Genomic DNA, 24,472 nt, shown 5'->3' on the forward strand with positions numbered 1-24,472 from the left:
GATTGAATATATCTTGCCGCGTTTTGCGGCAACGTCTTACATCCTCCACCTGAAAGAAGAGGTTTTCGACGTAATCTGATAAAAAACAACTCAACAAAGAGATCCATTACCTCATCTGTTTTTTAATTTAGAAAATCAGGATCAAGACCGTCTATCCCTTTAAGGAAAATTTGCAAAATCATATCAACTAAAGTGTCTGCGTCCATTTGTCCATTTGGCTTAAACCACACATGGATCCAATTCGTCATACCAAACAACATCATCGATAGCGCTTTTAGCTTATGACGACTAATTTCTTGATCCGGACGCAAATCTTGAATAATTACAACTGCTCTACGGATAATCCTCTCCTGAATCTCTCCTACTGAGCGCAACGCTGGCTTTGTTAAATAGCGAGTTTGCGTCAGTAAAACCGTAATTTCTTCAGGAACACGGATATATTCTTTCACTAACGTGGCTATTAAAGCACGCAACTGCTGCTCTGGCGCTCGAAGGGCTTCTGTAGCGGCCTCTACTTTCCAGGCTAAGTCCTCAATTTTCCAAGCAATTAAACCATGCAAAATAGCATGTTTAGAACGATGATAATGGTAAAGAGATGATTTTTTAATACCGCTTATTTCAGCAATATCCTCTAAAAGAGTTTCACTGTATCCCTTTTTTGCGAATAAGATTGCTGCATTTTTTAAGATCGCACGTTTACGATCTTCATAATCCAAAGCCTGTGGTCTTGCCATAATAATAAGCTAGGCACGTGCAGCTAAACGCTTATCAGCCTCTAAGCGCTGAATGGTTGGTCGCTGTGCACAGAATGCCAAATAAGAAGAAATAGGAGTATCCATAAAAATATCCTCTAAGCCTAACACTTTTAAGGCATGCTGTATGGTTTTGAAATGGACCCAAGCCACAACATCAACTAAAGAAAATTCAGTGTTTAAAAGGTATGGTTGACAGCGAACCCTACTCAATATCACAGCCAATCCTTGTTTGACTTGGACAAGCACACTCAAACAAAGCTCACTATCAATCGGTTTCCCCCAATAAGCCATAGGATATAGCGTTTTCATAGGGGCTTCTAGATATAGTTCTATATAGAATAGAACTTCGCGAATCTGCGCGGCTTGCACCAAATCAGCTGGTAGAAGAGAGGATTGATGCTTTGCACACAAATACTCTACTATTGCTTGAGATTCAAAAAGAAAGGTATTGTCCTCACACTGTAAGTAAGGAATTTTGCCACTAGGGCTTCCTCCTTGTGGCCAATTTCTTTTAGGTAATTCCAATTGCTCTTGAAAGGGCAATCCCATCTCAAGCAAACACAACTTTACCTTATTATAGTAATTGCTTAATGGTGTGCCATATAAAACATACATTAAATCACCTTTCCATCCTGAGAAATTAACCGAACAGAGCCCGAGGAAATTTGTGCTGTATAAAGCAAATTTACTATTTCCTGTCGATTCTTTAACACACCCTTTTGATTAATATGACCTTTGTCTGTTAACTCTCCGAGCTCTATATCAGGCAATGAGTCTAAGACACACCATCTTGCAACGCGTGTACTGCTAGCAGGATACTGAGTATTATGCTTATTAATCGCTTGCTCTATGGCCATAAGCACAGGCTCGTAACAGGCCAACTGAGCATCCGTTAACAAGCAAGTCTCTACAAATAGCTTTTCTATTTGCTGACGATTTAAAAAAATTAGTGCTCCTAACTCATCTCTATTGGGTTCTGCCAATACCACATCGTGCGCAAACGGATGCAGCTGATTAAGGAGTAAGTTACGCAAATGTGCTACAACCACCCAAGTACCAGTAGCTAATTTAAAATTTTCCGACAAACGTCCTGCATACACTAAGCCATGCTCTAAACAGTGTGGGTTAGCAAAGTCTACGGCATCACCCGTAATCAAAAAACCCTCTTCGTCAAATGAGGTCTTATTAGCCTCATCATCTAAATAATATCCAGTCGTAATACTAGGCCCTTTGAATCTCACTTCATACTTATCGGCATAAGGAATAAGCTTCGTCTCAACCCCTGGCGCGGGTAAACCTAATGTACCTAGTACAAGTGGCTCCCACCAAACCAAGGTAGCAGGCATCGTCGTTTCTGTAGAACCTAATGAGGCGGAAATCGGTATACGATATCCGGTATGAGCCGCCGACAATTGCTCAAGCTTAATCATGGTCTGCTCAGAAAGAGCGGCTCCACCATATACAATAATATCTAGATTTGGAAAAATATCAGCGGCTAAATCTGGATCTTCCTCCATGCGAGCTACTATCATATCTAAGCCTCTAGGGACATTTATCATGATATTTGGCCTAATTTGCCGTAGATTTAATAGCGTTCGATCAATTAAGTGAGGGACTGGTTTGCCATCATCAATATAGAGCGTTCCCCCATGACGTAGTACCATGCTAAAACCACCATGAGAACCTGCTGTGTGATTCCAGGGTAACCAGTCCACCATCACTAATGGTTTATCAGATAAAAAAGGCCAAACCTGATCCCACAACATCCCTGAGGCCAGCATGTTGCGCTGAGTAATCACTACGGCCTTAGGTAACCCTGTAGAACCAGAGGTCAATAATAAGCGAGCTGTGTGATCTAGCCCTATCTGAGCCTCCGCTTTCTCAACCTCAGCTGTTACACAGGTGCTTAATGCCTCCACTAAACTACTATGACTAAGATCTGATCGATGATCAGTGACTCGATGCGCCAACGGTGCATTTTTCTTCACGACCTCTAACGCTATGGCATAACGCTGAGCATCATCTGCATAAACTAAAGCAGGATCAAAACGCTGACATAAATCTGCAATCCGACTACAAGTTTTAGAAAGTAAACTATAGGCGGGCGATAATGGCATCACGGGGATAGCGACTTGCATAGCCGCTAATTGCAACAGTGCATTTAAAATCGCGTTATCACTCAGGACAAATAAAGGTTTACCTTGAGGAAGATCTAAATTTAACAACCATTGAGATAATGCATTTACCTGCTGTAGAGCCTCTTTATAACTGATAGTACGCCATCCACCTTGACCGTTAGGCTCAGCTAAAAAGCGTTGCTCAGGCCGCTCTCTAGCATATTTAAATAAAAACTCACCAAAATGCCTGACTGTAAAAGGTTGCAGAGCCTCTTGATTAGAGATGAGCCATCCTCCTGTCGGCAGAGGCGTCTTCATTACATTTACCTGAGAGAACCGTAACTTTCTAAAAGGAGCATTAGGACGTTGTAATTCGATATTTTTATCCATAGTCTCAGCCATCATCACCATAAAACCTCCCATTGGGCGCAAAAAACCCTTTGAGCCTGAGTCACCACAGGCTCAAATCTTCAATAAAAACAAAAATGTAAATATAAAAAGAAGAGGTTTATTCTAGTTAACTAAGGTCCACTGTCCATTTTTCACAGTTAGCAACTCTACCCCTCGCTCGTCAAAACCGCTATGGTCATCAGCGGTCATGTTGTAAACGCCCTGTGTACCAGGCAGCTCTTTAATTTGCTCTAGCGCGTCACGTAAAGCAATACGAAAAGCCTCTGTCCCAGGCTTAGCTTGAGCTGCAGCTTTTGGCAAAGCCTCTTTCAAGAGCAACCCAGCATCATAAACATTTCCACCAAACGTGGCGGGGGTATGAGCGTGAAGTTTCTCATAGGCTTGGATATAGGACTGAGCTATAGACTTAGAGGGGTTAGAGTCCTCTATCTCCGCTGTTACCAACATTAAACTCCCCCCAAGAATTGTATTTTCTACTTTATCTCCACCTAAACGTAAAAAATCATTTAAAGCAGCGCCATGTGTCTGATAAATGGTTCCTTTATATTTCAAATCATGTAACGCAGCTTGGGGTAATACAGCGGGTCCTCCAGGAGCAGCCACCAATACAGCATCAGGCTTAGCAGCAAAAATTTTTAATGCTTGACCTGTCACTGAGGTATCTGGACGCTTAAAGCGCTCATTAGCTACTATTTTTATACCGGCTTGATCTAGGCGATCTTTAACAACGCCATGCCATGTCTCTCCGTAAGTATCACTAGTACCAATAAAAGCTAATGTCTTAACTCCTTTATCCACCATATGCTGAATGAGCTTATCAGCGACTAGCCCATCATTTTGTGTAGTCTTAAACACCCAATGGCGCTTCTCATCCATCGGCAACACAATAGCAATCGTGCCTACAGGAGCAAGAAGAGGTACTTTCTCCTCACTGACTATATCTAAAATAGCCATCGCATTAGGACTACCAGTTGGCCCAATAATCGCGTCAACCTTTTCTTCAGTTATTAACTTCCTTACAGCCGTAACCGTATTGTTTGGCTCACTGGCATCATCAAGACTAATATATTGAATAGTTAAATCACCAATTTTTGTTGGTAACAACGGTACGGTATTACGCTGTGGTATACCAACCGAAGCCACAGGCCCAGTGGCTGACGCAACAGTACCAATCTTTACTTGAGCACTAACACTACCTAATGTGCCAAATACACCCAACACCAATGCAACAGCTATTTTTTTATGTTTCATATTGTCTCCTCTTTTATTTTTATAAAAGAAAGTTGTTTATTAACTTAAGCGACTGCTCGCCCATAGTTTCCTTGCCAGTAAACTAAAGGCTCACCGTGTTGGTAATCGTAATCTTGTATATCTCCTAGCACAATATCGTGATCCCCTATCGATATCATGCTGCGTAAATCACAAACAAAAGCAGCAAGGCAGCCATCAATAACAGGAAGACCTATTTCATTAAATCGATACGAGACTCCATCAAAACGCTGATCTATAGGCCCAGTCATTCTTTTTGAGAGAGCTTGTTGCTCACTGGAAAGTATATGAACCATGAATGATTTAGCGCGTGATATAACCTCATGAGCGCGTGAGTTATGCATCACATTCCAACTTAAAACAGGTGGCTCTAGCGACACACTAACAAAAGAATTAATGGTTAGCCCATATGGATTCCCCTGCTCATCAATAGTCGTAATTACAGCAATCCCTGTAGGGAAACGTCCAAATGCATGACGTAAATTAAGTGGACTACTCATCTCTCTCCCCTTCCTTATAAAGCAAACCATAACCTAAACGGTCAATACAAATTTCAGCTGTCCACGGCAACATTAAAGCCCCACATCGGCTATCTCGAAACATACGCTCTAGGGGAAAGGTTTTCAACATAGCTTGACCACCACAAACCTTTACTGCTTCAGAACAAATTTGTGCGCAATACTCCATCACAGTATATTGACATGCAAAAGCTCGCATACGCGCCTGTCGAGAGGGACTGTGTTGGAACTCTGAGGTAGCCCAATGAAACAAAGCCCAAGCTTGCTGTAACTTTACAAACATATTTGCCACGCCTACCTGCTTAGTCGGATACATACGACGCTTTACGGGAACCCCATCTACCTCGCCTCGCAAATATGCAACTGTAAAATCAAAGGCAGCCTGCGCTACCCCCATATAAGTGGGAGTTAATGTCATAAACATATGCGGGTGGTGCATCGCCGCCTGAATATAAACACCTGAAGGCATCATTTGTGCAGTGGTAGGAATTTTTACATTATTAAAAAGCAAGGTTCTAGATACGGTCGCTCGCATGCCCAATGGATCCCAATCACCAACGACTGATACACCCTCTGCGTCCGCTGGAACAGCCATGAAAAGGGTATTCGCCATAGTAGGGTTTTCCACGTCCTCCGTACAAAGGACACCATAATAGTCAGCAGAGCCTGATAAAGAGGCAAAAATCTTTTTGCCATTTAAAACCCAACCATCTGCTGTTTTTGACGCCACAGTTCCAAAAGGCTGACGTCCAGCGGCGGCGCCACTCCCTTCAGAGAAAGGTTGAGAATAAATTTTCCCATCAATCATATTTTGATAATGAATACGGCGATTATTCTCATGGAGTTCTCGCTGCTGTTCTGTCAACTCCATCCCATCAACCATATCAGCTGTCCACAATGCATTTGCATTGTGCATATTAAACGTGTTGGCGGTACTGCCACAGTAATAAGCAATACGTGATGCCACTAACATATAAGTACGATAATCAGCTCCTAAGCCCCCTAAGCGTTTGGGAACGCATAGAGCCAAAAATCCCATTTGCTTCAAATCCTCGTAGTTCTCAGTAGGAAAACTCGCATTAACATCATGTTCAAAAGCACGCTCAGCCCACTTAACCCCGTACTCATCTACTGCTGCAATCAGCTCACGCTGTAACTCTGTAATGGGTTGACCATCAAAAAAGGTATTACCATCAGCCGATTTTGCATATTCATTTAAATAATTACTATTCATTTTTATTTCCTATGTAAAACTAGGCTTTGGTTACGCCTTGAGTCTTGAAAAACGTGGAGAGGACTTGATTGAACTCATCAACAACCTCCAAATTAGCCATATGTGAGACCTGCTCAAATACATGAAACTGACTTTGTGGTAACTGCTGAGCTAAACGCTGCATCCCCTTAGGAGGGGCCTGCGTATCTAGCTCTCCAGCCAATAACATCACTGGCACATCAATACGAGAGAAAGCCTCTTTTTGATTAAAAGTCAGCAGCAGCTGCATATAAGACAGATAGGCTTCTTTCGTAATTCCTTGGGCAGATAACACCCCCAACCCTTTCCATAAAGGGGTAATTTGAGGACCAACTAACCCCTCTAAGAGTCTAGGAGCAGCTAACGCAAAAGTAGGATAATCATCCAACGCTTTTTGACGCTGCTCTATAAACTCTCTTTGAAAACTAGGGTCTAAACTTCCAAATCCAGCGCTACTAGCCGACAGCGTCAATGATCTAACCCTATCTGGATATAAGTGATAAACCATTTGCGCTATCATTCCACCTATTGAATGCCCAACTACATGTACCTTTGAAGCATCCAACTTATCTATTACATGAATCACCTGATGTGCTAGGGCCTCCCAACTTAAGACCCCCATGTCCTTTGAGCAGCCATAACCAGGGGCAGTCCAAGCTATTACTTGCTGTGAGGCTCCAAAATACTCTAATTGAGGTAGCCAAACAGAGGCGGTTGAACCCATACCATGTAGGAACAAAATAGGCTCTCCACCGACTCCAGCACTCAACCAAGAGGGCATGCTTCTCATTTAAAGGCCTCCCAAATGACTTCTCCGGCTTCAACTACAGCTTGGCCATCAATCTCTACAGTACATGCACGTAAAGGCAGGTCAAAATGTCCTAGACTATGTCGCCCAGCTACGTCATTCGCCCCAGTAGAATATAAAAAATTACCCGCAAATGCCCGTAGCTCAGTACCGTTCGTCTCTGTCTTATCGAACATCTGCAACGCATCCCAGCGCGCCAAAGGATTCATACCCCAACCTACATGACTAACAGCGTATGCATCCCTATCATTCCATGCCTTCATATAACTACGCATTAGCTCAGCATCCAGGTTATCTCCCTCGATATGAGAAATATAATCATTCTCAATATGTAGCGTAATAGGCTGTTCCAAGTAACGCTTGAATGTAAGATTGACATCCCCCGTATTTAGAACAAGAGTTCCATTAACGGAGCCTGCGGCAGGAAAGGCTAAACAAATGCCTCCTGGCCAGTGTTGTACTAACCCAGGTCTATCAGCCCCTCCCCAAACCCCACCTACTTGAGCTCCCTCTAAATTAATTCTTAAGTTAGTTCCGGCCTTGGAACGTACTTGCATACTCTTTCCTTTCGCAAGTAAGCGAACACCATTTTTAACGGGACGCTCTAAATCCAAATCCTGAGTTAATCGTTCTAAGATTTCAGGGTGCTCATTACTAATCATCATGACCCTAGCCCCACTACCCAACAATGCAGGCAATTCTGGGGCATGCAACAAACCTTCGACTGTTAGGTCGACTATTAAACCTTCACCAGATAACGCATCCATCACAGGACGCATATTCTGAATTACATGTGAAGCCCCTGTTGATCGAACAGGTACAGGTGTTTCTACTGCTAAGGATGGGACTTTAATCTGAACTGGAATAGCCCCCATCCTAGCCAAGGCCAACTCTGAGAGCATTACATTTATTGGCCTACTATCTGTTTCACAAAGAATCCTAACCACTTCATTAGGTTGCACTTTACATTTTTGGAATATTTTTTCAAAAGTATGAATCCACCGATCTTGCACTTGCATTTCTTTACCTATCCACCTTAATTAGTCGACCTGTTAGTCGAATAATAGGAGTAAACCTTTTATAGGTCAACATTTTAGGTTATGGGGTTTATCCCTATCAAAAATATACTTTTCGCTCTGCCCTTCCTACGATTCTCAAGTTAAGATTAAGAACTACAAGATTTGTATTACGGAGACTCACTATGGAAGCAACTGGGCTTATCGACCATTTTGCTCGCAATAATCTGCCCCCACAGGAGCAGTGGCCTGTGTTATTACTAGACAACAATCCAGATGTTGCCTATCCAGATCGACTGAATGCAGCGACTGAACTACTGGGGGCGCAAATTGAGCGCGGCCTAGGTGACAATGTTGCCTTGCAGTGGTTAGAAAATAACGAAGAAAAACAAATTACCTATAAAGAGCTAGATAATCTGAGCAATCAAATTGCTCATGTCTTTGTCGATGAGATGGGCTTAGTTAGTGGCAACCGTATTTTATTGCGTGGTCCTAACAACCTAATGATGGCGGCAAGTTGGTTAGCGGCATTAAAAGTAGGTCTTGTCACGGTGCCTACCATGCCCTTACTGCGTGCAGTAGAGCTAAAAACCATTTTGGATAAAGCGGAAATTCAGGCCGCTGTGTGTGATGCGCACTTAGCTGATGAACTCAACTTCTGCATGGATGCTGCACATCCTAGCCATAGTGCATTTTTAAAAACAGCTTTGTTTTTCAATGACAATGACCCACAAAGCCTAGACTCCTTAGCCAAAACCAAATCCACAGAGTTCACTGCCTGCGATACGGCAGCCGATGATGTGTGCTTAATTGCCTTTACCAGTGGCACCACAGGACAGCCTAAAGGGTGTATGCATTTCCACCGTGATGTACTCATCATGTGCGATACCTTTGGCAAGCATATTTTGCGTCTCACCCCCGAGGACAAAGTCTGCGGCACGCCACCTTTAGCGTTTACGTTTGGTTTAGGTGGTCTGTTATGTTTTCCATTACGTGTAGGCGCTAGCTCTGTCTTAGCACAAGGCCTAACACCCAAAACCATGTTGGAATACGTAGACCGCTTTGGCATTACGATGACCTTTACAGCGCCCACCTTTTACCGACAAATGGCGGGCTTGGTTAATAACTATTCCTTAGCCTCTTTAAAAAATACCGTCTCTGCTGGCGAGGCCTTACCACAAGCCACTCGAGAACTTTGGAAAGCCGCTTCGGGCATAGAGATGATTGATGGTATTGGTGGAACAGAAATGATTCACGTTTACGTATCCAGTCGTCCTGAAAATGTACGTCCTGGCGCTATTGGTCAGGTCGTACCGGGTTTTCAAGCCCAAGTCGTGGATGACAACTTACAGCCAGTTCCAAATGGCACTGTGGGTCGTTTAGCCGTCAGAGGCCCTAGCGGCTGTCGCTACCTCAGCGATCCTCGTCAAATGCAATTTGTTCAAGATGGTTGGAACCTGCCCGGTGATACCTTTACTATGGATGACGACGGTTACCTGTTCTATCAGGCCCGTAATGATGACATGATTATCTCATCGGGCTATAACATTGCAGGCCCAGAGGTTGAAGACTGCCTATTAAAACACCCTGCCGTCTCTGAGTGTGGCGTAGTAGGTGTACCTGATGATTTACGTGGACAGATTCTAAAGGCCTATATCATCCTCAAAGAGGGGCACTACCCAGATGATGACCTAGCCAAAGAACTACAAGACTTTGTCAAACAAAATGCAGCGCCCTATAAGTACCCGCGTGCCATTGAGTTTGTCGATGATCTACCCCGTACAGAAACCGGTAAATTACAACGTTTTATGCTGCGTAAAATGGCCTTAACTAGCTAAGGCAAACGTATCTGGACGCGCAGCCCACCCAAAGGCGAGCGCGTTGCAGAAACGTCCCCCCCATAGAGCTGAACCAGCTCATCCACTATAGACAAACCTAACCCAGAACCCGGTGCAATCTCATCAGCACGCATACCACGCTTAAAGATTTGCGTATATTTTTCTGGTGATAAGCCAGCCCCATCATCATCGACCTGAATGACTAAAACAGAAGGACTATTGATGGCTTCAACCCGCCTCACGGTTACCTGTATCTGTGTCGAGCACCATTTAAATGCATTATCCAAGACATTACCTAACAGCTCGTGCAGGTCTTGAGCCTCTCCCTTAAAGTACAAGTCAACCTGATCCGAACTAACCTTTAGATCAACCGATTTAGACGCATAGGCCCGTTGTAACCATTTAGTTAAACTCTGAACCGCAGGCACTACAGGGGTGCGTACCCCTACCGTTTTTACCGCTGCGGCTACCCTAGCTCTAGATAAATGATAATCAACCTGCTGCTGAGCCCCAGCCACCTGCTCAATCACTAAGTCCGCTAAGGACTCATCATTTTGCTTAGCCGCATTAGCTAAAACAGCCAGTGGGGTTTTGATCGCATGGGCAAGATTTCCTGCTTGTGTACGAGCCCGCTCTACAACTTGGGCATTACTTTGTAAGACCCGATTAAACTCTGACACCAAGGGTTGGATTTCTTGGGGATACTGCCCATCTATATACGCACTATGCCCCTCGTGCACAGCGCTTAAACGACGACGCAACTGTCGTAAAGGACGCAAACCTAAGCGTAGCTGCCACCATACCCCCGCCACCAGCACACTCCCCAATAAAGCAAGTGTTAACACGAGCATCCACACAAAGCGCTGCAAGGGTTCAGCGATAAGCTCCTTTTGTGCGGCAACCCAAAACTGCAGAGGCTGATCATTTTCCGTATCAGCTAAAGTGATACTACGTCCCACCACATAGAGTTCCCCTAGATCTGGGTCTATGTATCTAAACCACGTATCTTTCCCCATTTGAGCCCGAGGAGGCTGCAGGCTTTCATCCCACAAAGAGCGCGAGTGCAGCGACGCTGAGGTAGGGCCTGTGGATTGAATCTGCCAATACAGCCCGCCTAAAGGCTGATCAAAACGAGGATCACTAAGAGGCTGACTAAGATGCAGCTGATTATCTTCGATGGATAGCTGCGTAATAAGCTGCAATAAATGCACGCTTAATTCTTTGTTTAGCTGTTGTTCTACATGCTGCTGGAAAAGCTGGTTTAGTAAAACCCCTGCCGCCACTAAACTACATAACACCCACAATAACGCCCCTAACAAAAGACGCTTAGTGAGTGATAACGTAGACAGCCATTTTTTAAACATGGGGCTCTACTAGCTTATATCCTAAGCCACGTACGGTCTGTATATAATCCGACGGTAGTTTTTTTCGTAATCGACCTATAAATACATCAATAGTATTGGAATCTCTATCCTGATCCTGAGCATAAATATGTTCTGTTAATTCAGTGCGAGACACCACCTGACCCTGCCGATGCATTAAATAAGCAAGCACTTTATATTCATGCCCCGTAAGCACAAGACTTTGGTGATCTAAAAAAAACTGAGACTGTCGAGTATCTAAGACCAATTCGCCACATAATAGGGTTGCGCTAGCATGCCCCGTTGCGCGGCGTAACAACGCCCGAATACGGGCAAGCAACTCTTGGGTATGAAAAGGCTTGGTGACATAATCATCTGCCCCTGCATCCATACCACTGACTTTTTCATGCCAACTATCCCGTGCTGTCAAAATTAAAACGGGCATAGTCATATTTTCAGCCCGCCAGCGTTTCAAGACCGTAAGCCCATCAATTTGCGGCAAACCTAAATCCAGTACCACCGCATCAAAGGGCTCTACGCTACCCATATAGTGAGCTTGCTCTCCGTCTGTTGCGGTATCCACCACATAACCCTGCCCGGTCAGCACCTCTTTGATTTGCTGCAATAAATGTAGATCATCCTCTACAACCAAAATACGCATAACTATTTCCTTCGGTGCGACTGCCGACTTTTTTCGTGTAAAACCTGCGCTGTATTCGCATCTACGGTGAGTTTTGTTATATATCCCTCGGCCTGCAAAATACGAATTTTATACATGTATTGACCATGCTTTTGTACCAAATCAGCATCCAGCACACGGCCCGGATATTGCGCATGTATTTGTCGCAATATCCAACGCAATGGTTTGATCTCATCATTATGGCGGGCCTCTCTTATTTGCTCGCGTGTCAGGCTACACGAAGCCTGCACCGGCAAACCCACAGCCATGCCTAAGAAAATCACAAAAAGAAGTGAGGAGAATCGACGACGCGTCATCACGTTAAATAAGTAGAGAGAGAAAACCTTAGGGTAAAAAAATCAACATGAACCAAAGATGAACAAGTGCTTCATTTTGAGTTCATGTGACCTATTGCACAATACAACCACTCACTCGAACAGCTCATGTTTTTATTTGGAGACCTCATGTCTAAAAAACTATTTATCTCGACCGTTACTGCAATGGCTACTGCCGGAGCCTTGCTTAGCTCCCCTATTTTCGCACAATCCACTCAGACCATGGCCCCTATCATTGTGGCCGCCAATCAAACCGAGGCCCCTGAACTCAAAGGGGGTAAAACACCCAAAGCAGAATTACCCGCTCGCGCTGAATGGATGACGCTTAAACAGGCTTACGACGCACTAGAAAAAGCTGGCTATAAGGATATTCGCAGTATTCATAGTAGTCGCTATGGGTATATTGCTCAGGTCTTTGACACCGAAGAAAAACGAATTCGCTTACTGGTTCATCCTACCGATGGCACCGTCACTGTCCAAGAAAACCGTCGCCGAGACGAGCGCCGTAAACACCATCGTGATGATCGGGATAAAAACTGCGACGATAACAACTAATAAACTCTGATCGATCTCATACAAAAAAGCCTTCACTCCAGACCGCCCTACAACAGCGGGCTGATCAACAGTGAAGGCTTTTTTAGCAGAAATCCGTATATATCGTTTATTTACCTAACATTCTAGGCAATACATCCTCGGCTCCGCCTGCCATGCGATGTTTAATTGTCATCAAAATATGACCAATAATTAAGGCAAATAAAATCCAACCGAGCAAGCCGTGAAAATTATTACCCAAATCCACCATCCACTGTGTTTTTTCCTCAGAGGCGGATAGCACAGGAATCGTATTCCAATAGGTAAAAGCACGCCCACCACCCATCATGCGCAATACGGCCAAGGTCGGGATAATAACCATTAGTGCATACATGGCCATATGTCCCAGCGTAGTCAACATATTCTTTTCTGGACGGCTTTTGCTCTGACTCAATGCCCATAAAATACGCAAAACCCCCATCCATAGAATGGTGAATCCGACTTGGCCATGAAACTGGAATACCGCTTTAGTAAAGGCAGCATCCTTATCAATAAAACGCGCACAGGCTGTTAATAACATCCAAGCAAAACCGAGGGCCATTAGCCAATGAAAAAAACGTGATACAAAACCATATCGTATCGAAGAGTCACCCATCATTGCTCGTACTCCTTAGTAAATTTAATAACGACAAAACGCAATTAGTGTACCTACAACAGGTTACATTGCAATCAATCCTTTAGATCAATTTCACCGTTATGCACCCATTCTCGCCAAATGGCAACCAATAACGCCATCAGAACTGGCCCGATAAATAGACCCACTATGCCCATTGTTTTTACGCCCCCTACCAGACCAAAAAAGGTGGGCAAAAAAGGAAGTTTTACTGGTCCACCTACTAAACGCGGACGTAATGTTTTATCAACAATAAAGAGTTCAATCGCCCCCCATAAAAACAAGGCGATACCCGCTACCGTATTACCCGAGCCTATTAAGTACAAAGACACTAAACTAAAGGATAATGGAGCCCCGCCGGGGATGAGGGCCATGAACCCTGTCACTGCCCCAAGCAATGCGGGGGACGGTACACCGGCAATCCAATAGGCAATACCTAGTACAACCCCTTCACCTATGGCTATGACCCCCATCCCAGTCACTGTGGAGTTTACGGTTGCAGGAACTACGCGTGAAAAACGCTGCCACCGAGTCGGCAAAATGCGCTCCCCGACGATATCTATTTGCGATAAGATCCGATCGCCATCCTTATATACAAAAAACAAAGTAATTAATAAAAACAGCAGGGTCAACAAAAGATGGAATACATTACCGGTAGCGCTAAGGACCATTCGATAAATATTTCCTAAGTGCTCTCCACTCACTATCTCTACCAGCGCCCCTAAAGCATGTGGCTCACCTAAATAAAGCTGCCAATACTCGGCCATTCTGGGCCCGACGATAGGCAATGCGGGAATCCAGTCAGGAACCACTACCCCATAGCGATTCGCCGCCAAAGCCCAGATAATGAACGAGCTTGCCTCTTTAATGACATAAGTTAAAGCAAAGGATAAGGGAACGATAATGACACCAATCACTATCAATAAAGCCACTGTCGCCGCAATCAGCGAACGACCATTAAAATACGCCAGTATTTTTTTATAAGCTGGCCAACTACTGAGCCCAATAATTAAAGCCCCTAACACGGGAACAATAAAGTCTTGTAAAAAAAACAGGCCCGCTAATACCACTAAAAGTAGTAACCAGCGGGCGATAAGAAACGGGGGTAATACAGGATGCATAAGATCAGTTAGTGTGCTGCTGAAAGAGGTGAGGCAGGGAGCTGTCGTTTATGTTCTCCGCTGCGATAGTGACGCAAAATAATATCAAACGCCTGCGTAGACACCTCGTGCCCTGTTAAAAAAGCATCTATTTCTTTATAGCTTAAACCAAAGGCTAGCTCGTCTGGACGCAATGGAGTGAGAGATTCCAAATCTGCGGTTGGGGCTTTTTCAATTAAATGCAAAGGCACCTCTAGTTGTACCGCAATATCACGCACCTGTTCTTTTACTAGGCCAGCTAAGGGCATTAAATCAGCCGCCCCATCACCGTACTTTGTAAAGAACCCCATCAACACCTCTGCGGCATGATCACTACCTAACACTAAACCTGAATTGGCGGCAGCCACCGCATAACACATCACCATGCGTTGACGGGCTTTTACATTACCCATCACAAAATCTTGTTGTCCCGCTGAACTAAAACTTTGTCCCGCCTGACGTAGCGAATGCAAGACCGCATCAGTAGCGGCCTGAATGTTAATACTTAACACCCGATCTGGTTGAATATGACGTACCGCTGCATCCGCGTCTACCGCATCCGCCTGCACACCATAGGGTAAACGCAGCGCAATAAACTGCGCCTCTAGCCCCTCATCACGTAACTGCTCTACGGCACGCTGAGCCATGCAGCCCACCACTAACGAATCAATGCCTCCGCTAATACCTATCACTAAACTACGCGCGCCACTGCGGCGCAGGTAGTCTTTAATGAACTGGACGCGACGCATCAGTTCATCAGCGGCCTTCGTCACTGATTTAACACCTAATTCAGCAATGATTTGTTGTTGAATATGTTTCTGCTCTGGACTCAGCATGATAATTCCGTAGAGTTAAGTAAAACTATTTACGTAAAATTTGGCTTACATCACGTACCGCACCACGGTCAGCGGACGTAGCCAAGGCCGCATAAGCACGTAATGCCTGAGAAACGACTCGACCACGCTCTTCGGTAGGTTGCCATGCGTCTTTGCCTCGGGCATTCATTGCATCTCGACGTGCCTGTAGGGTCTCGTCGCTAACGGCTAAATGAATACGACGATTCGGAATATCAATCTCAATCGTATCGCCGTCTTCGACTAAGGCGATATTGCCACCTTCTGCCGCCTCTGGTGAGGCATGACCAATCACCAAACCCGAGGAACCACCCGAAAAACGACCATCAGTTAGCAAGGCGGCATGTTTGCCTAAGCCCATTGATTTTAAGTAAGACGTGGGATAGAGCATTTCTTGCATACCCGGGCCACCTTTAGGGCCTTCGTAGCGAATGATAACCACATCTCCGGCCTTTACCGTGCCATCTAAAATACCAGCAACGGAAGACTCTTGACTTTCAAACACGCGCGCTTTGCCCGTAAATGTCAAAATACTTTCATCCACACCTGCCGTTTTTACAATACAACCATTGATAGCTAAGTTACCGTACATAACAGCCAAGCCACCATCTTGGGAGTAGGCGTGTTCTTTGCTACGAATACAGCCATTTTCTCGGTCTGTATCTAAGGCTTCGTAATAGCGATCCTGACTAAAGGCGACTTGGGTTGGTACTCCACCAGGAGCACTTCGATAAAAGGTATCAACTGCTTTTGCATTGTCGCCTTTTACGTCCCAACGTTTAATCGCCTCGCCCAATGTGCCGCTATGCACATTACCTACATCCATATGTAGTAAATTGGCTCGGCCTAATTCACCTAAAATACCCATAATACCGCCAGCACGGTGCACATCTTCCATATGGTAGTCTTCTGTTGCGGGTGCAACTTTACACAAACAAGGTACCTGACGCGAAATACGATCAATATCAGCCATCGTAAAATCAACCTCAGCCTCTTGGGCTGCGGCTAACAAATGCAAGACGGTATTTGTTGATCCACCCATCGCCACGTCTAATGTCATTGCATTCTCAAAGGCTTCTAGCGTCGCAATACTGCGTGGCAATACGGCAGCATCATCTTGCTCGTAGTAGCGTTTGCACAGCTCTACAATTAGCGTGCCTGCATTTTCAAACAAGCCACGGCGACGAGCGTGCGTAGCAACCAAGCTACCATTACCCGGTAATGCCAAGCCCAAAGCCTCGGTTAAGCAGTTCATCGAGTTAGCGGTGAACATACCGGAACAAGAACCGCATGTAGGACAAGCACTGCGTTCAATGTCAGCCACTTCTTCGTCGCTAACAGAGTTATCTGCGGCCTTGACCATGGCATCCACCAAGTCCAATTTACGCACAACAGTTTTACCGTCTTTAGCGATAACCTTACCGGCCTCCATCGGACCGCCAGAGACAAAAATCACTGGAATGTTAATACGCAATGCGGCCATAAGCATTCCGGGGGTGATCTTATCGCAGTTAGAAATACACACCATCGCATCCGCACAGTGTGCATTTACCATGTACTCCACTGAATCAGCGATCAACTCACGAGAAGGCAAGGAATACAACATGCCATCATGGCCCATCGCAATCCCATCATCCACCGCGATAGTATTGAATTCTTTGGCTACACCGCCTGCGGCTTCAATTTGACGAGCCACTAATTGGCCCATGTCTTTTAAGTGCACATGCCCTGGCACAAACTGGGTAAAGGAGTTAACCACAGCAATGATGGGTTTTTCAAAATCCCCATCTTTCATGCCGGTGGCGCGCCACAAAGCGCGCGCGCCCGCCATATTGCGGCCATGAGTCGAAGTACGTGAACGATATTGTGGCATTTTTATAGTCTCTAGCAAAAAAGCATAATAAAGATGTTTATGATAGACGGGTATCCCGCTTTAGGCGAATAAAAAGACCGTCAGATTAAGACAATTAGACAGAATCATGCAAACAGACGCATCTGGCACAGTATCTGGCCCCAGTCTTATTCAATATAGCTGAAATCATACGTGAATTATTTATAGGTCGAACTTTTAGCTCGTTATAGGCATCATGTTGCGCTAGAACGTGATACAACCTTGTTTCATTCATCCATCCTTATCACGATGAATGAGACTACCGCAGGCTTGCGTAACTCGGGTTAACTTCTACGCATACTTAGGGTGGCTATATCGCCCCTCTCTTTTACCTCTATGAAACAACTGCTCACTAAACCGGTTTTACTTGCCTTTTTGATCAGTCTACCTTTGTGGATTGTGATGGGTAATTACCTCTTAGCCGCTTTTAGCGCTATTTTATTTAGCTTTTTTATTGGTATGGTTCGTGCTTTGATCACGCTGTCCAAAAACTCCAAAGATCAATCCTAATGCAGCAACTACATAGCCCTATTTATCCTAATGGTTTACCCACCTTAGAAGCAGAACTACTGCCGATTCTAGATCAAAACTACGCCTATCTCACTGAGCTTATCGTAAAAAACGCGGGCTTTTTACCCTATGATCAATGGATGCAAGCTGTTCTGTATGCGCCTGAAATAGGCTATTACAGCGGTGGCAGCACTAAATTCCATACGGCTGGCGATTTCACTACCGCCCCAGAGCTTAGCCCCTTATTTGGTCAAACCTTAGCCAATCAAGTTCAGCAAATTCTACTGCAGTGTGGAGAACATAACGTATTGGAGTTTGGCGCAGGCTCAGGCGCATTAGCCGAGTCGCTATTGATTGCACTCAATGATCTAGGTCTTAACCACATTAACTATTCTATTCTTGAGCTTTCGCCCTCATTACGAGCGCGTCAGCAAGAGCGGTTAGCTCCGTATGCAGGTCAAGTTCGCTGGCTAGATCATTTACCCACAGACTTTGTAGGCTGCGTGATCGCCAACGAGGTGCTCGATGCCATGCCAGTACATCTAGTGCAGCGCGATACAGATGATCAAGTTCTAGAGTTAGGCGTAGCAATCAATGCACAACCCTCTGCTCACGCCCCCTCACCTTTTGTCCTAGTCGGCCGTCCAGTCACGGGCGACCTACTGAGTACCGCCCAGCAACGATTGCCTCACATCACCGGCTATAGATCTGAAATTAACTTGCAGGCAGAGAGTTGGATACGTGAAATGGGACTGTGGCTCAAAAAAGGAGCCGCCCTCCTGATTGATTACGGTTTTTCTCAACGAGAATTTTACCACCCACAACGCGCCACCGGCACACTGATGTGCCACTTTAGGCATTTTGCGCATGATGAATCTCTAATCCTGACGGGCCTTCAAGACGTGACGGCCCACGTCGATTTCACTGCTATGGCTGATGCAGCATTAACAGCCCGACTAGAGGTGCTGGGTTATGTGTCCCAGGCTCACTTCCTATTGAACTGTGGCATCACGCAGTTACTAGAGCAATTACAAATGCAGCTAGACATGGCAAATCCACGTCACGTACAAAGCTGGACCCAACAGGTCTCTGCAGTCCAAAAATTAGTGTCTGAGGCTGAAATGGGCGAGCTATTTAAAGTCATTGCCATTGCCAAAGACATAGATCCTCCACTTATTGGTTTTATGATGCGTGACCGACGCGATTTTTTATAGGCCCATCATGAATATCGTTCCTACCCAAGTCTTTAGTCGGCACATTTCCATTCTTATTTTATTGACCGTAGGCTGTTGTTTTGCCAGCGCTCATATTGCAGCTCGTATTTCATTCGATCATGGCACGGGGTTATTAACTGCCGTTGTTTTTAGATCGGGCATTAGCCTGCTACTGCTCAGTGTTATTGCCATCTGGCAAAAACAAAGCCTGTCGATGAGCTGGAAAACTGCACCATGGCAGCTGGCATTAGGTTTACTGATTGTCATTCAAAGCATTAGTATTTACTCTGCAGTTTCTCGAATTCCTGTCGGTATTGCCTTATTGGCCGCTAATACCTTTCCTGCACAGTTAGCCCTTATTTCGTGGGCTTTAGGCGGACAGCCTCCCACCCGTAAAGTCGCGATTTTAATGGGAATTATTCTCATTGGTTTATTGCTCGCCCTTGATATTCCAAGCCTATTACATTCCGATATGAGTAATATCATGCAATGGGTTATCGGTATTGGCTTTTCTTTATCTGCCGCTTTTTCTTTTGCGATTGGGCTCTGGATTACTGAACATAAGCTTCTGCATTTAAAGGGCAGCACACGTAGCTTTTACACCATGCTAACCGTGATCTGTTTTAGTTATTTCATTGGTAAATCAGAGCTTTTATTTGGCGGGATTACGTGGCCTACAGACCTAGTTGGCTGGGGCACACTTAGTCTGCTGGGCTTTTTATACGCTGGGGCATTTATTATGTTGTTTATGCTCGCCCCGCGCTTAAATTTAAGCCAAAATGCACCAGCAATGAACATTGAACCCATTGCCTCATTAACCTTAGGCTGGATTATCCTAGGCCAAGCGCTCAGCCCCATGCAAATGGTAGGGGGTGTGGTGGTTGTCAGCTGTATTGTGGCCTTTGCTTATACTAAGAAGTAAGAGCTAGGGCCTGTAGTCTGGCCTGCCATACGGCGGCTGGAATCTGTTTGCCTTGGCCCACATGGGCCTTGGCGATCGCGCCCGCATCCACCTTTTTGAACGCTGCCGCATAACGGCCCCATTGCGCCCTATTAAACGCAAAAGCACAGCTTGCAGCATCTAATACCTGATCAAAGCGTTCTGGTCGACGCAACACATCACAACGTTGTAATAGATTGGCAATGTCTTCGATGGATACAGCCTCTGATACACCACGCATAAATAAAGGCAGCAAACGCGCTAACTCTTTATAAGCAGTAGGCGCCCGTAACTGCACAGCCAATTGCTCTGGCTCGTGACTCTGATAGCACAACAAGGCAAAACGTTGCTCTGTACTTAATTCAGTTTGAACTGCACAAGCGAGTGCAGCCTCAACCGAGTGATTGAGCATTAATCCCGGCATGACGCGCCCTAACGCACCACACTCATCAAGCACCTGCATCATGCGCATCGGATGCGCCGTCAGCAAGCCTTTGTGTAACTCTTGCCATACCCGCTCAGGCACTAAGGCATCCACCTCTCCGTTCTCTACCAGCTGTTTGGCTAGCTCTGCCGTTTGCTCTGCAATGGAAAAATCAGCAAAGCGAGCGGCAAACCGTGCCAAACGTAAAAGACGCACCGGATCTTCAATAAAGGCTTCGCCTATATGGCGCAGCGTGCGCTGCGCAAGATCGTTATAGCCCTGTAAAGGATCATGTAACTGCCCTTGTGCATCCACGGCCAGGGCATTGATGGTTAAGTCTCTACGCCTTAAATCATCCGCTAAAGACACATCCACACCAGTATAAAAGGTAAATCCTTTATATCCTTTACCGGACTTACGCTCCGTTCGAGCTAAAGCAAACTCCTCTTTCGTCTTTGGATGTAAAAAGACAGGAAAATCACCGCCTACAGGAATAAATCCGCGCTGAGCCAACTGCTCGGGTGTGGCTCCCACCACAACCCAATCACGGTCCCCTGCGGGCAAGCCAAGCAACGCATCGCGCACAGCCCCTCCTACCACATAACACTCAAGCCCCTCTAATAGCGGATCTTTGGGTGGGAAAAGGTTCTGTAATACAGGATATTGTGCGCCATGTACTGTCATTACGGTAAAGAGGTCCCTGAGTTAGCAGTGGGAGCGATCGTCCCCAAGCGTTGTTTTAATGAATGCGGTTGCCCACTAAAAACCATTGAGTAATAGGTCGCATTCGACAACACATTTTTGACATAAAGACGTGTTTCGGTAAATGGAATGGTTTCCGCAAACACAGCACCCTCTACCGGCCCTTGCAAGCGAGCTCGCCAATTCAGTGGTCTTTTAGGCCCCGCATTATAGCCAGCAGAAGCCAGCACTTCTGATCCATTTAGCTGTTGTAAAACCATATTTAGATAGTTGGTTCCTAAGACCGTATTTACCTCAAAATCATTCACCATTGAGGGCTGGAAATCCGTCATTCCGATTTTATTAGCGGTCCATTTTGCAGTGGCAGGCATAATTTGCATTAAGCCAGAAGCCCCCACCCCGGAACGGGCATCAGTCATAAAACGAGACTCTTGACGAATCAAACCATAAACCCATGCAGGATCTAGGCCTATTAAACGCGCTTTCTGTGTAACGCCACCCTCAAAAGGAGCAACAAAACGTTGGCTAAAATCTATCTCTTGCTTGGTCAATAATGAGGTATTCACCACACGATCATATACATGGTTATTACGCGCTAACTCTGCGGCTGCACGCAACTGCCGATCATTCATACCCCGCAAAGCAAAGCCCCATTCAGGAGTCGCCTCTGGGCGCCAGCCCATTTTAAATAGCTCTAAAGAACGCAGTAATGCGGGACGAGTTTGTACATCCTGCATCTCAGCTAGCGTCACCGCTGCCGGTTTAGGAGGCAACGGTATCGCACGCCCTAATTCCTCATTTGCTAATTGGCCATAGAAATTTAAATCACCTGTGATCGACTCAAAGGCAGCGCGGGCCTCGGCTTTTTTCCCTTGGGCATCAAGAGCGCGGGCATGCCAATACACCCACACCGGCTCTGAGGCCTGTGCTGCAGACATTTTCTCAATCGCTTGCTGTACGTATTTCCATTCTATCGGATACTGGCGTAATTCTGCACGGACCTCCCATGCTGCGTTGTAATCCGTTTTAGGTGTATTACCGGATTTTCTGTACCAACGTGCCGCGTCACTTTCTACACGCAAAGCAGGTACCAAACCAAACTGGCCCCATACCCAATTTAAATTATCAGCAGGGATTTTCCCTTTCCAGTTTTGCTCTATGTAATCGGCTTGAGTGGCTCGGTTCGACTCTCGACCCAAGCGAGACAAGGCCAATGACACCAACTCAATATCAGCCTGACCCGCAACCGTTGATTTTTGATTCAACCACGTACGGGGGGATTTCAACAACGCCGTGTAATCCTGCATCTGCTTACCATTAAAGATAATGGAAGCAAAGCGGCGCGCATCATTGGCTTTCCCTTGCTCTAAGGACGAGCGCATAAGATCTCGCACATCATTAAAGCCTACGACCTTATCGGCCCACAACTGATCCAATAAAGTCCAGCAGCTAGAGCCAGGTCTAAACTGATCCAGCAAGCGTTGTGTTTCTAGGGATTGCTGTGTCATATGCATCCCATAAGCTACGGCACAGCGCACCTGCGAATTACCCAAATCCGCTGGATTTAATTTATTTATCAGCGTAAAGTCACCGCCTCTAGCTGCCGCAATAGCCCAATCCCCTTTTAATCGCTGAGCCAAATACTCATCATCGTACTCGCGCAAAAACTGCCATAACTGATCTGAAGGAACCGGACGGGTCGTGTTGTAAAGCTGTTGGCGTAAATGCCAGTAAGCAGGATAAGCCCCTAATACAGGATCCGCTTTTGCGGGCTGGACTAATTCAGCAAGACGTTTCCAGTTTTTTGCCTGCACCGCCTCTCTGGCCTCAAGAACAGCCGAGCGAGCAGCAGCAGGTACCTCAGGTAACTGCTGCCAGCGTACCGATGGAGGAGGTGCGGCGGCTTGGCTCAGAACAGGACTCGCAAGAGCTGTTACCTGCTGTGCATTCCCTGTTTTTTGATTCTTTTCACCTTGGGTAGGAGCATCTGCCCCAGCACATCCTGCTAAAAATAGACTGCCTAATAACGTTATGCTAACTAATGAACGATTTAGGCGTCTTTTCGTGCCTAAAGCCGTGTTTTTCTGATACCGTATTAACAACATGGATTAGCCCTTAATAAAAAATACGCACTATGTCTCAAAACTATAACCTGCGCCAAACCCTTCTGGATTTACGTTCTAAACAAGACTACAACCAAATGCGTCGTGGCGCGTTATTGATGCGTGGTCGTTTATTTACATGGCTCAATAGCTATCGTAGCCAGCTTAATGAGTCTCAACGCAATCGGCCCTTGCATATTGCCGCCTTTTGGGCACTTGAAAACGAGCCGGACTTAGGCCCGCTATTAACTCAGTGGGCCGAAGAGGACACCATTCATATTTCATTGCCCTGCATGGTAGATGAGACAAGCCCCTTGATTTTCAAACCGTGGGATAGCTCTACCACGATGAAAACTGCGGCCTTTGGCGTCCAAGAACCAGACACCACTGTCATTGCCCCCAACCCGGACATTATTCTGGTCCCTACACTAGGATTTACTCGTACTGGCGACCGTATCGGCTATGGAAAAGGGTATTATGACCGGACTTTAGCGCATTTCAAAGCTCAGAATCACGAAGCCATTAGTATAGGCATTGCTTGGGCTGTGGGGGATTTGTCTAATTATAACTATAGCCCGGCTGACCACGATCAGCCTTTACACTCGGTCTTAACCGATAAGGGCTGGGCAGTGCCTGCACCTACTGTGTCATAACCAAAGCAAAAGCCGTGGCTTTCAAAAGAGAGCTTTACGTGTATTCCATATGCGCGTGCAGATTTTTTTCTGCACGCGCATCGTTTTGAGCACACACCAATACTAATTAGGGATTAGGTTTGATAATAGGCTGGTCGCAATACTATAAACAATCGCGCCAATAAATGCCCACCAAAAGCCTGCGACCTCAAAACCTTTTAACATTGACCCCGCCATCCAAAATAACAAGGCGTTGATAACTAATAGAAACAAGCCTAGTGTCACTATAGTGAGAGGCAATGTTAGAACTTGCAGCACAGGTTTTAGCAGCATATTTAACAACCCCAACACCACTGCTGCGATTAATGCCGAACCAAAACTGGCTACAGTAATGCCAGGTAAGATATACGCCACAATTAACAAAGCAACGGCATTTAGAATCCACACTAAAAGTAAAGTCATAGCAACACTCCGTTATAAAAATGATACATCTAGCCTTTT

The 24,472-nt window shown here is 45.6% G+C and carries 24 protein-coding genes; 6 read left to right on the top strand and 18 right to left on the bottom strand.

All coding sequences use genetic code 11. The features are described from left to right. Window positions 1–122: 122 nt before the first annotated feature. The 8 genes from Q0Z62_RS07040 to Q0Z62_RS07075 form a co-directional block, all read right to left on the bottom strand. A complete protein-coding gene (locus Q0Z62_RS07040) occupies window positions 123–734 on the bottom strand; it encodes a TetR/AcrR family transcriptional regulator (RefSeq protein WP_269900543.1) in 612 nt (203 codons plus the stop codon). A 9-nt stretch (window positions 735–743) separates the two neighbouring features. Then, a complete protein-coding gene (locus Q0Z62_RS07045) occupies window positions 744–1,370 on the bottom strand; it encodes a glutathione S-transferase family protein (RefSeq protein ID WP_298052692.1) in 627 nt (208 codons plus the stop codon). After that, on the bottom strand, window positions 1,370–3,262 hold the full coding sequence (locus Q0Z62_RS07050) for an AMP-binding protein (RefSeq protein WP_298052693.1): 1,893 nt from the start codon (window positions 3,260–3,262) through the stop codon (window positions 1,370–1,372). Before Q0Z62_RS07050 ends, Q0Z62_RS07045 begins: the two co-directional genes overlap by 1 nt. A 123-nt stretch (window positions 3,263–3,385) precedes the next feature. Next, window positions 3,386–4,534 carry an ABC transporter substrate-binding protein gene (locus tag Q0Z62_RS07055; protein ID WP_298052696.1) on the bottom strand — a complete coding sequence of 383 codons (1,149 nt, stop codon included), beginning with the start codon at window positions 4,532–4,534 and terminating at the stop codon, window positions 3,386–3,388. Window positions 4,535–4,578: 44 nt separating this feature from the next. Next, window positions 4,579–5,052 (bottom strand): flavin reductase family protein, encoded by a 474-nt coding sequence (locus Q0Z62_RS07060; protein ID WP_269900547.1) that lies wholly within the window; start codon window positions 5,050–5,052, stop codon window positions 4,579–4,581. Then, window positions 5,045–6,304 (bottom strand): acyl-CoA dehydrogenase family protein, encoded by a 1,260-nt coding sequence (locus Q0Z62_RS07065; RefSeq protein WP_269900548.1) that lies wholly within the window; start codon window positions 6,302–6,304, stop codon window positions 5,045–5,047. Before Q0Z62_RS07065 ends, Q0Z62_RS07060 begins: the two co-directional genes overlap by 8 nt. Window positions 6,305–6,323: 19 nt before the next feature. After that, window positions 6,324–7,103 carry an alpha/beta hydrolase gene (locus Q0Z62_RS07070; RefSeq protein WP_269900549.1) on the bottom strand — a complete coding sequence of 260 codons (780 nt, stop codon included), beginning with the start codon at window positions 7,101–7,103 and terminating at the stop codon, window positions 6,324–6,326. A 5-nt stretch (window positions 7,104–7,108) separates the two neighbouring features. Further along, window positions 7,109–8,149, bottom strand: coding sequence for a peptidase M29 (locus Q0Z62_RS07075; RefSeq protein WP_298052702.1), 1,041 nt, complete (start codon window positions 8,147–8,149; stop codon window positions 7,109–7,111). Window positions 8,150–8,331: 182 nt separating this feature from the next. Between Q0Z62_RS07075 and Q0Z62_RS07080 the strand changes: the two genes are divergently transcribed. Further along, window positions 8,332–9,984, top strand: a complete 1,653-nt coding sequence (locus tag Q0Z62_RS07080; protein ID WP_298052704.1) for an AMP-binding protein — start codon at window positions 8,332–8,334, stop codon at window positions 9,982–9,984. On the opposite strand, the gene Q0Z62_RS07085 is transcribed toward Q0Z62_RS07080, so the two are convergent. From Q0Z62_RS07085 to Q0Z62_RS07095, 3 genes are read right to left on the bottom strand one after another with little or no spacing between them, the layout of a single operon-like run. Continuing rightward, on the bottom strand, window positions 9,981–11,348 hold the full coding sequence (locus Q0Z62_RS07085) for an ATP-binding protein (RefSeq protein WP_298052706.1): 1,368 nt from the start codon (window positions 11,346–11,348) through the stop codon (window positions 9,981–9,983). The genes Q0Z62_RS07080 and Q0Z62_RS07085 overlap by 4 nt on opposite strands. After that, entirely contained in the window at window positions 11,341–12,006 is a 666-nt protein-coding gene (locus tag Q0Z62_RS07090; RefSeq protein WP_298052709.1) for a response regulator transcription factor, read from the bottom strand. Before Q0Z62_RS07090 ends, Q0Z62_RS07085 begins: the two co-directional genes overlap by 8 nt. 2 nt (window positions 12,007–12,008) lie before the next feature. Beyond that, window positions 12,009–12,341, bottom strand: coding sequence for a hypothetical protein (locus Q0Z62_RS07095; protein ID WP_298052712.1), 333 nt, complete (start codon window positions 12,339–12,341; stop codon window positions 12,009–12,011). Window positions 12,342–12,488: 147 nt separating this feature from the next. Between Q0Z62_RS07095 and Q0Z62_RS07100 the strand changes: the two genes are divergently transcribed. Then, entirely contained in the window at window positions 12,489–12,914 is a 426-nt protein-coding gene (locus tag Q0Z62_RS07100) for a hypothetical protein (RefSeq protein WP_298052715.1), read from the top strand. 106 nt (window positions 12,915–13,020) lie between these two features. On the opposite strand, the gene Q0Z62_RS07105 is transcribed toward Q0Z62_RS07100, so the two are convergent. The 4 genes from Q0Z62_RS07105 to ilvD form a co-directional block, all read right to left on the bottom strand. Further along, the gene (locus Q0Z62_RS07105; protein ID WP_298052718.1) at window positions 13,021–13,548 is read right to left on the bottom strand and encodes a cytochrome b/b6 domain-containing protein; all 528 of its coding nucleotides are present in this window, start codon (window positions 13,546–13,548) and stop codon (window positions 13,021–13,023) included. Between the two features lie 71 nt (window positions 13,549–13,619). After that, on the bottom strand, window positions 13,620–14,684 hold the full coding sequence (locus Q0Z62_RS07110; RefSeq protein WP_298052721.1) for an AI-2E family transporter: 1,065 nt from the start codon (window positions 14,682–14,684) through the stop codon (window positions 13,620–13,622). A gap of 8 nt (window positions 14,685–14,692) precedes the next feature. After that, complete coding sequence (gene nadE, locus Q0Z62_RS07115; RefSeq protein ID WP_298052726.1) at window positions 14,693–15,538, bottom strand: ammonia-dependent NAD(+) synthetase; 846 nt, start codon at window positions 15,536–15,538, stop codon at window positions 14,693–14,695. Between the two features lie 25 nt (window positions 15,539–15,563). Beyond that, a complete protein-coding gene (gene ilvD / locus Q0Z62_RS07120; RefSeq protein WP_298052729.1) occupies window positions 15,564–17,429 on the bottom strand; it encodes a dihydroxy-acid dehydratase in 1,866 nt (621 codons plus the stop codon). A 354-nt stretch (window positions 17,430–17,783) separates the two neighbouring features. Between ilvD and Q0Z62_RS07125 the strand changes: the two genes are divergently transcribed. Genes Q0Z62_RS07125 through Q0Z62_RS07135 form a run of 3 tightly spaced genes read left to right on the top strand, consistent with a single transcriptional unit; the run spans window position 17,784 to window position 20,093 of the window. Further along, the gene (locus Q0Z62_RS07125) at window positions 17,784–17,957 is read left to right on the top strand and encodes a hypothetical protein (RefSeq protein WP_269900560.1); all 174 of its coding nucleotides are present in this window, start codon (window positions 17,784–17,786) and stop codon (window positions 17,955–17,957) included. Beyond that, window positions 17,957–19,171, top strand: coding sequence for an SAM-dependent methyltransferase (locus tag Q0Z62_RS07130; protein ID WP_298052732.1), 1,215 nt, complete (start codon window positions 17,957–17,959; stop codon window positions 19,169–19,171). The genes Q0Z62_RS07125 and Q0Z62_RS07130 overlap by 1 nt, the downstream gene beginning before the upstream one ends. A gap of 7 nt (window positions 19,172–19,178) precedes the next feature. Continuing rightward, a complete protein-coding gene (locus Q0Z62_RS07135; RefSeq protein WP_269900562.1) occupies window positions 19,179–20,093 on the top strand; it encodes a DMT family transporter in 915 nt (304 codons plus the stop codon). Here Q0Z62_RS07135 and Q0Z62_RS07140 read toward each other — a convergent pair. Both Q0Z62_RS07140 and Q0Z62_RS07145 read right to left on the bottom strand, forming a co-directional pair. Next, window positions 20,083–21,219 (bottom strand): hypothetical protein, encoded by a 1,137-nt coding sequence (locus Q0Z62_RS07140; protein ID WP_298052736.1) that lies wholly within the window; start codon window positions 21,217–21,219, stop codon window positions 20,083–20,085. The two genes, Q0Z62_RS07135 and Q0Z62_RS07140, sit on opposite strands and share 11 nt — an antisense overlap. Continuing rightward, window positions 21,219–23,342 (bottom strand): transglycosylase SLT domain-containing protein, encoded by a 2,124-nt coding sequence (locus Q0Z62_RS07145; RefSeq protein ID WP_298052740.1) that lies wholly within the window; start codon window positions 23,340–23,342, stop codon window positions 21,219–21,221. The genes Q0Z62_RS07140 and Q0Z62_RS07145 overlap by 1 nt, the downstream gene beginning before the upstream one ends. A gap of 29 nt (window positions 23,343–23,371) precedes the next feature. Here Q0Z62_RS07145 and Q0Z62_RS07150 point away from each other — a divergent pair, with 29 nt between their 5' ends. Then, entirely contained in the window at window positions 23,372–23,992 is a 621-nt protein-coding gene (locus Q0Z62_RS07150; RefSeq protein ID WP_269900565.1) for a 5-formyltetrahydrofolate cyclo-ligase, read from the top strand. 102 nt (window positions 23,993–24,094) lie between these two features. Here the strand turns inward: Q0Z62_RS07150 and Q0Z62_RS07155 are convergent, their stop codons facing one another. After that, complete coding sequence (locus Q0Z62_RS07155) at window positions 24,095–24,433, bottom strand: phage holin family protein (protein ID WP_298052744.1); 339 nt, start codon at window positions 24,431–24,433, stop codon at window positions 24,095–24,097. Between the last annotated feature and the right edge of the window lie 39 nt (window positions 24,434–24,472).

Origin of the sequence: uncultured Paenalcaligenes sp., from assembly GCF_947630565.1 — a bacterium.
GTDB classification, from domain to species: Bacteria; Pseudomonadota; Gammaproteobacteria; order Burkholderiales; family Burkholderiaceae_B; genus Paenalcaligenes; species Paenalcaligenes faecalis.

Bases quoted from the DNA above. Each gene is read 5' to 3' on its own strand.
- Q0Z62_RS07100 (WP_298052715.1), top strand. From the start codon at position 12,489: ATGTCTAAAAAACTATTTATCTCGACCGTTACTGCAATGGCTACTGCC.
- Q0Z62_RS07155 (WP_298052744.1), bottom strand. From the start codon at position 24,433: ATGACTTTACTTTTAGTGTGGATTCTAAATGCCGTTGCTTTGTTAATT.
- Q0Z62_RS07090 (WP_298052709.1), bottom strand. From the start codon at position 12,006: ATGCGTATTTTGGTTGTAGAGGATGATCTACATTTATTGCAGCAAATC.
- Q0Z62_RS07060 (WP_269900547.1), bottom strand. From the start codon at position 5,052: ATGAGTAGTCCACTTAATTTACGTCATGCATTTGGACGTTTCCCTACA.
- Q0Z62_RS07150 (WP_269900565.1), top strand. From the start codon at position 23,372: ATGTCTCAAAACTATAACCTGCGCCAAACCCTTCTGGATTTACGTTCT.
- Q0Z62_RS07110 (WP_298052721.1), bottom strand. From the start codon at position 14,684: ATGCATCCTGTATTACCCCCGTTTCTTATCGCCCGCTGGTTACTACTT.
- Q0Z62_RS07095 (WP_298052712.1), bottom strand. From the start codon at position 12,341: ATGACGCGTCGTCGATTCTCCTCACTTCTTTTTGTGATTTTCTTAGGC.
- Q0Z62_RS07050 (WP_298052693.1), bottom strand. From the start codon at position 3,262: ATGGATAAAAATATCGAATTACAACGTCCTAATGCTCCTTTTAGAAAG.
- Q0Z62_RS07135 (WP_269900562.1), top strand. From the start codon at position 19,179: ATGAATATCGTTCCTACCCAAGTCTTTAGTCGGCACATTTCCATTCTT.
- Q0Z62_RS07125 (WP_269900560.1), top strand. From the start codon at position 17,784: ATGAAACAACTGCTCACTAAACCGGTTTTACTTGCCTTTTTGATCAGT.
- Q0Z62_RS07065 (WP_269900548.1), bottom strand. From the start codon at position 6,304: ATGAATAGTAATTATTTAAATGAATATGCAAAATCGGCTGATGGTAAT.
- Q0Z62_RS07055 (WP_298052696.1), bottom strand. From the start codon at position 4,534: ATGAAACATAAAAAAATAGCTGTTGCATTGGTGTTGGGTGTATTTGGC.
- nadE (WP_298052726.1), bottom strand. From the start codon at position 15,538: ATGCTGAGTCCAGAGCAGAAACATATTCAACAACAAATCATTGCTGAA.
- ilvD (WP_298052729.1), bottom strand. From the start codon at position 17,429: ATGCCACAATATCGTTCACGTACTTCGACTCATGGCCGCAATATGGCG.
- Q0Z62_RS07140 (WP_298052736.1), bottom strand. From the start codon at position 21,219: ATGACAGTACATGGCGCACAATATCCTGTATTACAGAACCTTTTCCCA.
- Q0Z62_RS07070 (WP_269900549.1), bottom strand. From the start codon at position 7,103: ATGCCCTCTTGGTTGAGTGCTGGAGTCGGTGGAGAGCCTATTTTGTTC.
- Q0Z62_RS07040 (WP_269900543.1), bottom strand. From the start codon at position 734: ATGGCAAGACCACAGGCTTTGGATTATGAAGATCGTAAACGTGCGATC.
- Q0Z62_RS07085 (WP_298052706.1), bottom strand. From the start codon at position 11,348: ATGTTTAAAAAATGGCTGTCTACGTTATCACTCACTAAGCGTCTTTTG.
- Q0Z62_RS07145 (WP_298052740.1), bottom strand. From the start codon at position 23,342: ATGTTGTTAATACGGTATCAGAAAAACACGGCTTTAGGCACGAAAAGA.
- Q0Z62_RS07075 (WP_298052702.1), bottom strand. From the start codon at position 8,149: ATGCAAGTGCAAGATCGGTGGATTCATACTTTTGAAAAAATATTCCAA.
- Q0Z62_RS07105 (WP_298052718.1), bottom strand. From the start codon at position 13,548: ATGATGGGTGACTCTTCGATACGATATGGTTTTGTATCACGTTTTTTT.
- Q0Z62_RS07130 (WP_298052732.1), top strand. From the start codon at position 17,957: ATGCAGCAACTACATAGCCCTATTTATCCTAATGGTTTACCCACCTTA.
- Q0Z62_RS07080 (WP_298052704.1), top strand. From the start codon at position 8,332: ATGGAAGCAACTGGGCTTATCGACCATTTTGCTCGCAATAATCTGCCC.
- Q0Z62_RS07045 (WP_298052692.1), bottom strand. From the start codon at position 1,370: ATGTATGTTTTATATGGCACACCATTAAGCAATTACTATAATAAGGTA.